Annotated in this window: 10 protein-coding genes; 9 read left to right on the top strand and 1 reads right to left on the bottom strand. The window is 37.5% G+C overall.

Going from position 1 to position 11,903, the window contains the following annotated elements; genetic code table 11:
- Positions 1 to 10 precede the first annotated feature (10 nt).
- A complete protein-coding gene (locus I597_RS14025; protein ID WP_035325311.1) occupies positions 11 to 862 on the top strand; it encodes a prephenate dehydrogenase in 852 nt (283 codons plus the stop codon).
- A 57-nt stretch (positions 863 to 919) separates the two neighbouring features.
- On the top strand, positions 920 to 2,011 hold the full coding sequence (locus tag I597_RS14020) for a bifunctional 3-deoxy-7-phosphoheptulonate synthase/chorismate mutase type II (protein WP_035325310.1): 1,092 nt from the start codon (positions 920 to 922) through the stop codon (positions 2,009 to 2,011).
- A 65-nt stretch (positions 2,012 to 2,076) separates the two neighbouring features.
- Here I597_RS14020 and I597_RS14015 read toward each other — a convergent pair whose 3' ends face one another.
- Positions 2,077 to 2,730, bottom strand: a complete 654-nt coding sequence (locus I597_RS14015; protein ID WP_035325309.1) for a hypothetical protein — start codon at positions 2,728 to 2,730, stop codon at positions 2,077 to 2,079.
- Positions 2,731 to 2,872: 142 nt separating this feature from the next.
- On the opposite strand from I597_RS14015, the gene rsgA reads away from it, so the two are divergent.
- From rsgA to I597_RS13980, 7 genes are read left to right on the top strand one after another with little or no spacing between them, the layout of a single operon-like run.
- On the top strand, positions 2,873 to 3,826 hold the full coding sequence (rsgA, locus tag I597_RS14010) for a ribosome small subunit-dependent GTPase A (RefSeq protein ID WP_035325308.1): 954 nt from the start codon (positions 2,873 to 2,875) through the stop codon (positions 3,824 to 3,826).
- Positions 3,826 to 4,278 (top strand): D-aminoacyl-tRNA deacylase, encoded by a 453-nt coding sequence (dtd, locus tag I597_RS14005; protein WP_035325307.1) that lies wholly within the window; start codon positions 3,826 to 3,828, stop codon positions 4,276 to 4,278. The genes rsgA and dtd overlap by 1 nt, the downstream gene beginning before the upstream one ends.
- Before the next feature lie 56 nt (positions 4,279 to 4,334).
- Positions 4,335 to 6,230, top strand: coding sequence for a DUF3857 domain-containing protein (locus tag I597_RS14000; protein WP_035325306.1), 1,896 nt, complete (start codon positions 4,335 to 4,337; stop codon positions 6,228 to 6,230).
- Between the two features lie 5 nt (positions 6,231 to 6,235).
- Positions 6,236 to 8,242, top strand: coding sequence for a DUF3857 domain-containing protein (locus tag I597_RS13995; RefSeq protein ID WP_035325305.1), 2,007 nt, complete (start codon positions 6,236 to 6,238; stop codon positions 8,240 to 8,242).
- A gap of 1 nt (position 8,243) precedes the next feature.
- Positions 8,244 to 10,244: a DUF3857 domain-containing protein gene (locus I597_RS13990; RefSeq protein WP_035325304.1), complete on the top strand. Its 2,001-nt coding sequence runs from the start codon at positions 8,244 to 8,246 to the stop codon at positions 10,242 to 10,244.
- Between the two features lie 3 nt (positions 10,245 to 10,247).
- A complete protein-coding gene (locus I597_RS13985) occupies positions 10,248 to 10,574 on the top strand; it encodes a nucleotide pyrophosphohydrolase (RefSeq protein WP_035325303.1) in 327 nt (108 codons plus the stop codon).
- A 3-nt stretch (positions 10,575 to 10,577) separates the two neighbouring features.
- Entirely contained in the window at positions 10,578 to 11,831 is a 1,254-nt protein-coding gene (locus I597_RS13980) for a 3-phosphoshikimate 1-carboxyvinyltransferase (protein WP_035325302.1), read from the top strand.
- Positions 11,832 to 11,903: the final 72 nt, after the last annotated feature.

Below are 11,903 nucleotides of genomic sequence, written 5' to 3'. Positions count from 1 at the left end.
ATAAAGATAAATGAAAGACATTTGTATCATAGGGGTAGGGCTTATAGGAGGCTCTTTTGCACGAGATTTGCGCGCGCAGTTGCCAGAAGCAACCGTGTGTGGTATAGATGCTAGTAAAAAACATCTTGATGAAGCACTAGCTTTAGGCTTTATAGATAAGGCGGGTGTCCTAGAGGATGTTGCAAAGGCAGACCTGGTTGTGCTAGCAATACCAGTAGATGTAGCGATACACGTACTACCAGACGTTCTTAACATAATAGATGATGATACCGTAGTGATAGATATGGGCTCAACAAAACAAGCTATTTGTGAGGTTGTAACAAATCACCCTAAACGCCGAAATTTTCTAGCGTGTCATCCCATTGCGGGAACCGAGTTTTCTGGACCTAGCGCGGCAATTACTGGTCTTTATGAGGGAAAAACAAACATAGTTTGTGAGGTAGAAAAAACCGCCTTTAAACTCCAAGAGCCAGTGCTTGACCTTTTTAAAAATATGGGAATGCGTATGCGTTATATGGATCCAGTTTCTCACGATAAGCACATTGCATATATGAGTCACCTGTCACACATAAGTGCATTTATGCTAGGTAAAACGGTTATAGATAAGGAGAAGAATGAACGCGATATTTTTGATATGGCGGGCAGTGGCTTTGCATCTACCGTACGTCTAGCAAAAAGTAATCCCGTAACCTGGACCTCGATTTTTAAACAAAATAGAGATAACGTATTAGAAACACTCACAGAGTATATAGCAAATCTCAATGATTTCAAATCCCTTTTGGAAGCCGAAGATTATACAGGGGTACACAATGAGATGGAAAATACAAACCACATAAAAGAAATATTAAACGGAATAAAATAGTTTTACGCTTTCGCGAAAGCGGAATCACAAGCCCAAAGCGGCACAAATTAAATGAATATGGAAAATAAAAAAGAACTTAGAAATTGGTTAGACGCTTTTGGCCTTGATCACCCACTCGTGATAGCAGGACCTTGTAGCGCAGAGACAGAAGCACAGGTGCTTAAAATTGCACACCAGCTTAAAGACACAGATGCCACGGTACTACGTGCCGGTATCTGGAAGCCTAGAACCCGCCCAGGAAACTTTGAAGGGGTAGGTGCATTAGGTCTTAAGTGGCTTCAAAAAGCAAAAGAAGAAACAGGTATGCTTACCACTACAGAGGTGGCAAATGCACATCACGTAGATCTAGCACTAGAGGCAGACATCGATATTTTATGGATAGGAGCACGTACAACAGTATCTCCGTTTATCGTGCAGGATATTGCAGAGGCGCTTAAGGGAACGGATAAAACGGTTCTTATCAAGAACCCGGTAAACCCAGACCTTGCATTGTGGCTAGGAGCTGTAGAGCGTTTTTACACACAAGACATTAAAAACCTTGGAGTGATACACAGAGGATTCTCAACGTACGAGAAGACACGCTACAGAAATAATCCAGAGTGGCAAATCGCTGTAGATTTACAGAATAAATTTCCAGATTTACCATTAATTCTTGATCCTTCACACATTGCAGGGCGTCGTGATATTATACACGATTTATGTCAGACAGGTCTTGATCTTAACTATGATGGTCTTATGGTTGAGACACACTATGATCCAGATAACGCTTGGAGTGATGCTGCACAGCAAATTACACCGGCTACGCTTGTACAGATGATGAAGGATTTAAAAATCCGTAAAGAAGTAGGTACAGAGGTAGAGTATAATAATAAACTTAATACACTACGTACTCAGATAGACGTTATAGATCACCAGCTTATTGAAAACCTTGGGAAGCGTATGAAAATCTCTGATAATATAGGGGAGCTCAAGGCAGAAAATAATGTCTCAATACTACAAACAAAGCGTTGGAACGAGATCCTTGGGAAGATGATTCTAGAAGGAGAGCAGCACAACCTAAGTGAGGAGTTTATCTTACGTGTGTTTAAAGCAGTGCACCAAGAGTCTATAAACCACCAGAAAAAAGTGGCACAGATGCAAGGAGCTTAAGCTTCTACTAAGCAAAAAAGACCAGCCTCAAGGCTGGTCTTTTTTAATTTATAAGCGCTAAACGATTAATCATTTTTAGTATATGCTAGTCTACGAGAGGCTTTGCGCATAAGTACATTTACTAGGTCTTCTGGTGAGCTGCCGAGACCACCTCTTACTTTTTTATTATAATTCCATAAAAGTGTGCCGTCTGCTCCATTATTAACACTCATATTTACAATGGCAGTATTTGTAGAGCCCCAGAAGCCCACAAGTAGACCTAAAGCTATACTCGCTCCATCACTCATAGGTTTGTTAGTTTCATAATCGCCAGAAATTACGGCGTCTACTTCTAAAATTTTTGCAAGATCATCTGTAGTGTATTCATATAGATTACTGTAATCAATGCCTTGCTTTTTAAGCAGTGCATTAGTTCTTGACGGTTGTTGAATTTCTAGGGTAGTCAATTTGCCTCTTTTTTTTCTCTTAAGAAACCAAGAAAACATCCCTGTTTGTAAACTCTCACCTTCTGCTTTTTCAAGACGTTCTAGCTGCTCGTCTGTCATATCTTTCATTTGCTTAGGTCTTAGTTTTACCTGCGTTTTAAAAGGTACAATTGCAATAATCTTGTGATCTTTTGCAATAACGTCAAATTCAGGATTTTCGTAAAGGCTAGTTTGTGCAAATACAGTTGGAGTAATAGCAATTATTGCTAGAAGGAGAAAAATAATTCTTTTCATTTAATATAAATTTGATTGATTAAGGCTCTAAAATAACATAATTAACTAGATAATTCCTACATCGCTTAATTATTTACGGACTTTACCACATTTGTTTATGGAGTATTAAAAAAGAGGTTATTTTTACACCTCACAATACACTATGACAGGAACAGTTTATAAATCTACAGGGAGTTGGTATACCGTAAAGGCAGAAGACGGGAGGTGGTTTGAATGTAGAATAAAAGGGAAGTTCCGTATTAAAGGAATCAAGAGTACAAACCCTGTTGCGGTGGGTGACGTGGTAGATTTTGATCTTGATACAAAAAGTGATGTAGAGACTGGTGTGATTACAAACATACACCTGCGCGAGAATTATATTGTACGCAAGTCTGTAAATCTTTCTAAGCAAACCCACATCATAGCAAGTAATGTAGATACCGTTTTCTTACTGGTAACACTCAATAATCCTCCCACGTTTACTGCATTTATAGATCGTTTTCTGGTTACTGCAGAGGCATATCACATTAAAGCAGTATTGCTTTTTAATAAGATAGATACTTATAACGAAGAAGAAATACTGGAGATACGATACCTAGCAGCTATCTATCGTGAGATAGGGTATGAGTGTGTAGGTATATCTGCTATTACCGGTAAAAATGTAGATACTGTGAAGGAAATGATGGAGGGTAAGACCTGTATGTTTACCGGACACTCTGGTGTAGGTAAGTCTACGCTGGTAAACGCCATAGAACCTACACTAGACCTCAAGACAAAACAGATAAGTGTACAGCACAGCCAGGGGCAACACACCACCACCTTTGCAGAGATGTTTGACCTAGGTTTTAATGCACGCATTATTGATACACCAGGTATAAAAGGCTTTGGTATTGTAGATATGGAACGCGAAGAAATAGGAGATTACTTTCCTGAATTTTTTGCTCTTAAGAGTGAGTGTAAATTTAATAATTGCTTACACCTAGAAGAGCCAAAATGTGCTGTAAAAGCTGCGCTGGAAAATGATGAAATCCCCTGGTCTCGCTATAAGAGTTATACCCAAATGCTGACGGGTGATGATGAACAGCATTACAGAAAAGATATTTATCCAGAAGAATAATGAAAGCAGTCATACAGCGAGTTACACAGGCTTCGGTTACTATAAATGGTGTTGTAAAGTCAGAAATAAAAAGCGGCCTTCTCGTGCTGTTAGGCGTTACTCACGAAGATACACAAGAGGACATCGAGTGGCTTTGTAATAAAATTATAGGCTTACGTATTTTTGGCGATGAGCACGGCGCAATGAATCTTTCTGTGGGTGATATAGATGGTGATATTTTGGTGATAAGCCAGTTCACATTATTTGCCAGTACAAAAAAAGGAAATCGACCTTCTTTCTTACAGGCAGCACGCCCAGAACACGCAGTACCTATGTATGAGGAGTTTGTGAGTACGCTTTCGCGAAAGCGTAATAAACCCACTTATACCGGAGAGTTTGGTGCAGATATGAAAGTGCAACTGCTCAATGACGGGCCAGTTACTATAACTATAGATACAAAAAATAGGGTGTAGCGACTTGTGCGGTAGGTGTCTTTTTTATATTTTGCTGACACATCAATCAAATCAAAATGCGCATACCTACTTTCCTCCTATGTATGTGGGCACTATTTGCCTACTCTCAAGATAATTTATATACTTCAAAAAATATTCCTGAAGACCTTTTAAAATCTGCAAACAGTGTCTTGCGTTTTGAAAAGCATACCATAGATATACCTAATTCATCTACCATAAAAACAGCTCACAAACGCGTGGTGACTGTTTTAAATAAACGTGGTAATAGAGATGTAGAGGCATATATGTATTATGATGATGTTACTCGCATAAAAAATGCTTCTGTTGTAATATATGATGATAGCGGTAAGGAGGTTAAAAAGTATAAACAACGCGACTTTAAAGATGTAAGCGCTGCAGACGGTATAAGTCTCTATATAGATACACGCTTGTTATATCTCGATTTTACGCCTACCAGCTATCCTTATACGGTCGTGGTAGAAAGCGAGATTGTCTCAAAAAACACAGCTTCTATTCCATCTTTTTATGCAAACGAGGGGTATTACTCAAGCACAGAAGAAAAGATTTTTGAAATTAACTATGCAGATGGGGTTAATTTAAAGCATAAAATGTACGGGGATTATAACCGCATAGAGGTAGAAGAATCTCAAAATTCACTATGGCTTGTAATTAAAAATTCTCCATCGCTTGTTCCAGAAGATTATAGCCCTGGGTTTAGAAATATAGTGGGTAGGGTGGCTATTGCTCTTAATGATTTTCACTTAGAGGGGCTAGATGGAGACGCTCGTGACTGGGCAACTTTTGGACAGTGGATGAATGAGAATTTGCTTCAAGGTGCGCAAGATCTTCCAGAAGAAACAATTACACAGGCAAAGGAACTTGTAAAAGGCATTAAAGATCCTATAGAAAAGGCCAAGATTATATATGATTTTGTGCAAAATAAAACACGATATATAAGTGTGCAAGTAGGTATAGGTGGCTGGAAACCTATGCTAGCATCACAAGTAGATGAGCTGGGTTATGGCGATTGTAAAGCGCTTACAAATTACACCAAATCTTTATTGGAAGCGGTGGGGGTACCATCCTATTATACCATTCTTTATGGGAGCCGTGACAAGCGTGATATAGAAGATGACTTTACGGCTATACAAGGTAATCACGCAATTTTATCTGTACCCACTGATGATGATTATGTGTGGTTAGAATGTACAGATCAAGAGGTTCCATTTGGTTTTATAGCTGGTTTTACAGATGATCGAGATGTACTTGTCGTAAAACCAGATGGAGGCGAAATTGTCCATACTAAAAAGTATACGGCTCAAGATAACTACCAGACAATGAATGGTTCTTTTACTGTAGGTGCTAGCGGTAATGTTAAAGGGGAAGTAAGTATCAAATCTGGAGGTTTACAATATGCAGGAAAATACAGGCTCGTTGCAGAAAACCAAGACGATAAAAAGAAGTATTACTATAAGTTTTGGAATTATCTGAATAATGTATCCTTAACAAGTATTGATCTTCTAAATAATCGTGATGAAGCTATCACTACCGAAAACATAGAACTTGAAGTAGAAAATTATGCTTCATTTGCTGGTGATGAAATGCTTGTTCCTCTCAATTTATTTAATAGATATACAGCGCTTCCAGATCGTGTTAAAAATAGAATGTTTGAAGTAGAAATATCAAGAGGGTTTAAAGATGAAGAAACTATTAAGATTAATCTTCCCGATGATTTTATGATTGTAAGTATTCCCGAAGGAAAGCAGGTTGATTCCCCGTTTGGGTCATATACCTACAGTATAACCCAAGCAGAGAACTCAAAGATTATCTATAAGAGGTCGTTTCTATTTAACGAAGGGACTTACAGTAAAGAAAATTACACAAAACTTAGAAGTTTTATAAGAAGTGTAATAAGAAATGATCAACAAAAAATCGTCATCAAAAAACAATAATTCATATGAAAAAATCACTACTCATCACTATTTTAATGTTTCTTGTTATAGGTGCTACTGCTCAAGATTATGACTTTGGAAAAGTATCTAAAGAAGAGATTTTACAAAAGGAACACCCCAATTACCCAGATGCAAATGCAAGTATTTTATATAGAAATACCGATACTAAATTTGGTTATAGTCAAGACGAAGGTTTTTATGTCAAGACAGAGGTACAAGAGCGTATAAAGATTTACAATCAAGATGGATATGACGAGGCTACAATAATGCTGAGCCAGTATATAGGAGAAAGAGAAGAAGAGCAAGTTACAGGTATAAAAGCATATACTTATAATATAGAAGGGGATAAGATAGTTGAAAGTAAATTACAGACGCGTGATATTTTTAAAGAAGAAAAATCGAAATATAGGAAAGTTACTAAGTTTACAATGCCAGATATAAGTGACGGTTCTGTAATTGAATATAAGTATACTTTTAAATCACCTTTTTACTCAAATATAGACGAGTTTAGATTTCAAGAAGAAATACCTGTAGATCGAGTAGATATGAGATTTTTTGCGCCGGAGTACTTAATCTATCGTACACACGGTAAAGGTGTAATACCCCTCAATCTAACTACAGATAAAAGGAATCGCACCTTGAGATATAGGTACACAAGCACAAAACTTGCTGAAGTTGCAACATCTAGATCTTCTAATGAGGAGGTAGAGTTTATTGAGAATGGATATATAGTAAACTTAAGTAACGTTCCTCCTATAAAGAATGAGCCGTATTCTGGAAATCTCAATAATTATATGTCTGCACTAAAGTTTGAACTGGCTATGACAAAATTTCCTAATAGCGAGATAAGATCTTATGCGACGTCTTGGGAAGATGTAGCTAGCAAAATTTACCAATCTACAGCATTTGGAAAAGAATTAGATCGCCAGAATTACTATAAAAAAGATATTGATAAACTTATTGGTAGTGCCTCGAGTCAAACGGAGAAGATGTTGCTTATTTATGATTATGTAAAGAGCAAGATGACTTGGAATGATTACTATGGCGTTTATGTAGATGCGGGGGTAAAAAAAGCCTATAAAGATGGTGTAGGTAATGTGGCCGACATTAACTTAATGCTCTCTTCTATGCTTAGATATGCGGGTGTGAGATGCAGCCCTGTTTTATTGAGTACAAAAAATAATGGTATTCCTGTTTTTCCAACACGTACTGGTTTTAACTACGTAGTGGCAGGAGCTATAGTAAACGATAATTTGTATTTGCTAGACGGTGCCGATAAAGGCGGAATTCCAAATATTTTAAAACCAGAACTTTTAAACTGGATGGGTAGAATGGTTAAGGCAGATGGAACTTCAAGGTTAATAGATTTATTTCCGTCTAGACCCGCTACGCATATAGGAATGCTTACTCTAGAAGTTACAGATGATGTGATAATTTCTGGGAATGCCAAAAACAGATTTTCTGGTCACTATGCAAGATCAGAGCGTAACAAGTTTGCTGCACTTACTAGTGACGAGCAGTTGGAAAAATTAGATAGTTATTATGAGAGTATAGATGCAATAGACGTTTCTTTTAAAGACTTAAAAGTAGGTTCCAAACCACTCACGCTTGAATACAATTTTGAAGCAGAAGAGATGATAGATGAAGCTGGTGATAAGCTTTATATAAATCCACTAGCCCATTTAGGAACAACAAGAAATTACCTTACCGCAGAGGAGCGTAGCCATCCCGTAGATTATGTGTATCCTTGGTCAGATAAGTACACGGTTTCTATTAAAATTCCAGAAGGATATCAGGTAGAATCTGTGCCTGATGATCTGGCAATAAATCTTGTAGATAATATGGGTTCTTATCGTTTTGGTGTAACCGTGTCTGGAGATAAGGTAAATGTAGGGTTACAAAACACGATGAGTACGGCTCTTGTTAACTCTAACTACTATAAAGACTTGCAAGCCTATTTAAAAATGATAGTTGCAAAGGAGAGCGAAAAAATTGTGTTTAAGAAGATATAATATGAAATACACTCTAACTGTAATAGTGCTCATATGTTTTTTTCATACTAATGCACAAGAATTTAAGTCTGGTAAGATAGATCAAGATTGGTTTGAAAAAACTCTCACAGAAGAGCAACTTGAAGCACCAGCGGTCTTTCTTGAAAAATATAGAGATACAAATTTTGAATATCGAGATAACCTAGATGGATGGACGCTATTTACAACAATTCATAATGTAATAAAGATAAATAATACCGAAGGTTTGGAATATGGTACCCATAAAGTTGTATTACAACATCAGGGAAGGCAAGAAGAAAAAATAGATAGAATTGAGGCCTATTCCTATTCAAACTCGAGCGCCGGAGTAGAGCGTACTAAAATGTCTCGTAGCGAGGTTATAGACAATAAGCTCAATAAATGGTTAGACGAAAAAGTAATAGTAATCCCAAATGTTAAGGTTGGGGATATTATTGAGTATTCATATCGTGTAGAATCTACCTATTGGCATATTAAAGATTTAAATGTTCAAGAAGACATCCCTGTTTTGCACGCTTATGCGAAAATTGCTATTCCACAATTCTTTGATTATAATGTTTATGTAAAAGGAGATATTGAGATTGTTCCAAAATTATCAGTGGGCGGAAGAACCGAAAACTTCTCTACAGAAGATAAAAACCCTTTTGGTGGAAGAACTCAGCGTACAGATTTTGCAAACATAAGATTTAAAGAAAATATTAGTGAGTTTGAATTTTCAAATGTCTCTCCTATTATAAAAGAGGAGTTCACAAATAATATTGAAAACTTTAGAAGTGCAGTACTATGGGAACTAGGAGCTGTAGAAATGAGTAAGGGTAATAAAGTAAATAGAGCCAAAACTTGGGATCAGGTTGCAGACTATTACTATGAGCAGTTGGAACTAAGCGATAACCTAGAGAGCACTAACTTTTTAGATGAAAGTTCTCAAGCTCTTAAATCTAAGCACAGTAATCAAGTGGAGCTTATAGAAGCTGTTTATAGATTTATACAAAACAAAATGACTTGGGATGAGAAGGAGTATAACTATGACACTCCTGACTTGAGAAAAGCTTTTAAGGATGGTAGCGGCTCATCTTATGAAATAAATGTGCTTCTTGTTGCTTTACTCAAGAAAGTAGGACTTAATAGTTCTCCAGTTATGGCAAGTACAAAAAGTAATGGAGTGCCACTCTATCCTACTGTAAACGGGTTTAATTATGTACTCGCCGCAGTTGTAAAAGATAATGAGTGGTTAGTTATGGATGCCACAGAAAAAAATGCAATACCAGGTCTATTACCAGAGCGAATTATGAACTGGGAAGGGCGGCTTGTAAAACAAAACGGAACATCTAAAGGAATTCCACTATTTGCTAAGAAATTTTCCTCTCAAAAAACGATTGTGATAGCTTCTGTAAATACAGAGGGTATAGCAACCGGTAAATTGAGAGTTAGTTATTCTAATAATCTGGCATTGAGTTTTGTAAATATATACAAGCCTGCTGCTGCGAGTACTAGAGAAAAAATTCTAGCAAAAGAGTTTGAATCAGACCTCATAACAAATCCGCAATTTAAATTTGGAACCTTACCTAAGTCCAGTACCGTGTCGTTTGCTTTTGAAGATGATACCAGTGAGATTATAGGGGATAAATTGTACATTTTGCCACAGCTGTTTTTGAGTGCTACTGAAAATCCTTTTACTCTAGAAAAGCGTTCTTATACCATAGACTTTAGTTACCCTAAACAAATTGAAAATGTAGTAACCTTAAACTTGCCTGTCGGGTATGCTATAACCTCTTTGCCAGAAGCTATAGAAATTAATTTACCTGGTAATATGGGAGTTTATAGATTTAAATGTAGTAGCGCAACGGGTACAAGTGTTCAGGTAGTAAGATCTTTATCTATTAATACGACTCTAATTGATGCCAAATTATATGAGGAGATAAAAAAATTCTTTGCCCAAATAGTAGCCAAAGAAAAAGAAACCATAGTTTTGGTAAAAAAATAAATTATGAATATCTCAAACGCTCAGCAGGCTGTAGACGACTGGATAAAGACTCACGGTGTGCGATACTTTAATGAACTCACTAATATGGCTCAACTCACCGAAGAAGTAGGAGAGGTAGCCAGAATTATTGCACGCCGCTATGGAGAGCAAAGTGAGAAAGAAAGCGATAAAGATAAAGACCTAGGTGAGGAGCTTGCAGATGTAATGTTTGTGGTGCTATGTCTAGCAAACCAGACAGGTGTAGATTTACAAGAAGCATTTGATAAGAAGCTGGACATAAAAACAAAACGTGATCACGAACGTCATCATAATAATGAAAAATTGAAGTAAGCTATGCTTTTAAAAGTTCACCATACAGCGGCACATTGTGGCGGCGATATACAGATTACAGGTTCTAAAAGTGAGACTAACAGGCTACTTATCTTACAAGCACTCTTTGATAGTATTACATTAAAAAATGTATCAAATAGCGATGATGCCCAAGTTATGCAAAAGGCACTATCATCTAGTGATGAGGTGGTAGATATACATCACGCGGGTACTGCTATGCGTTTTCTTACGGCCTATTTTTCTATTCAAGAAGGTAGAGATACACTCCTTACTGGTAGTGCTCGTATGCAAGAACGCCCTATGGCAATACTGGTAGAAGCGCTTCAAGAGCTGGGAGCTCAAATCACATTTACTCACAATGAAGGGTACCCACCATTACAAATAAAAGGGAAAGCATTACAGCGCGATGAGGTAACACTCAAGGCAAATGTGAGTAGCCAGTATATCTCTGCACTTATGATGATGGGAGCAAAGCTAGATAATGGTCTTACCGTACATCTTGATGGCAAGATTACCTCGGTTCCTTATATAAATATGACGCTTGCGTTATTACATCAACTAGATATAGAGGCTACCTTTGAGGGGCAAAAAATAGTGATAAAACCGGGTAGAAATTCAGCGGTAGCTAGAGAGATAACGGTCGAGTCAGACTGGAGTAGTGCGTCGTATTTTTATAGTATTGTTGCGCTTTCGCGAAAGCGTAATTTTAACACCCCACACACCATTACCATAGCTAGTTATAAAGAAAGCAGTCTTCAAGGAGATGCTGCTCTTAGAGAAATATACAAGCAACTGGGCGTGGTTTCTAGTTTTGCAGGAGATAAGCTCACACTCTCGCTTAATCAAGATTTTGAGTTGCCAGAAACGATAACCTTAGATCTTGCAAACTCACCAGACATTGCACAAACTATAGCCGTAAGCTGTTTAGGTCTAGGCGTAGGATGTCACCTCACGGGCTTGCACACACTTAAAATAAAGGAAACAGATAGGCTAGAGGCACTGCGTGAGGAGATTACAAAGCTGGGAGGTAGCATTATGGTCACAAATCAAGATCTTACACTATTACCTCAAAAAGCTGCTGTAAATGAGAATATTACCATAGCGACATATCACGATCACCGTATGGCAATGGCCTTTGCACCACTTGCATTGCAAGTACCGTTACTTATAGAAGATGCTGGTGTTGTGTCAAAATCATACCCTGATTTTTGGACAGATCTAGAAGTTTTAGGCTTTGGTCAAGAGATAATTGGCTAAAGACTTGACAACCCCTATCTCGAGATTGTATATTTGCCGTCTTGCGAGCTAGCGCAATATGTGCGGCAACTC

Source organism: Dokdonia donghaensis DSW-1, assembly GCF_001653755.1.
In the GTDB taxonomy this organism is placed as follows: domain Bacteria; phylum Bacteroidota; class Bacteroidia; order Flavobacteriales; family Flavobacteriaceae; genus Dokdonia; species Dokdonia donghaensis.
This window is presented reverse-complemented; position numbering and strand designations above follow the sequence as displayed.

What these genes read in the sequence shown, in the direction of transcription:
- I597_RS13995 (WP_035325305.1), top strand. Translation starts at nt 6,236, where the DNA reads ATGAAAAAATCACTACTCATCACTATTTTAATGTTTCTTGTTATAGGT.
- I597_RS14000 (WP_035325306.1), top strand. Translation starts at nt 4,335, where the DNA reads ATGCGCATACCTACTTTCCTCCTATGTATGTGGGCACTATTTGCCTAC.
- I597_RS14015 (WP_035325309.1), bottom strand. Translation starts at nt 2,730, where the DNA reads ATGAAAAGAATTATTTTTCTCCTTCTAGCAATAATTGCTATTACTCCA.
- dtd (WP_035325307.1), top strand. Translation starts at nt 3,826, where the DNA reads ATGAAAGCAGTCATACAGCGAGTTACACAGGCTTCGGTTACTATAAAT.
- rsgA (WP_035325308.1), top strand. Translation starts at nt 2,873, where the DNA reads ATGACAGGAACAGTTTATAAATCTACAGGGAGTTGGTATACCGTAAAG.
- I597_RS13985 (WP_035325303.1), top strand. Translation starts at nt 10,248, where the DNA reads ATGAATATCTCAAACGCTCAGCAGGCTGTAGACGACTGGATAAAGACT.
- I597_RS13990 (WP_035325304.1), top strand. Translation starts at nt 8,244, where the DNA reads ATGAAATACACTCTAACTGTAATAGTGCTCATATGTTTTTTTCATACT.
- I597_RS13980 (WP_035325302.1), top strand. Translation starts at nt 10,578, where the DNA reads ATGCTTTTAAAAGTTCACCATACAGCGGCACATTGTGGCGGCGATATA.
- I597_RS14020 (WP_035325310.1), top strand. Translation starts at nt 920, where the DNA reads ATGGAAAATAAAAAAGAACTTAGAAATTGGTTAGACGCTTTTGGCCTT.
- I597_RS14025 (WP_035325311.1), top strand. Translation starts at nt 11, where the DNA reads ATGAAAGACATTTGTATCATAGGGGTAGGGCTTATAGGAGGCTCTTTT.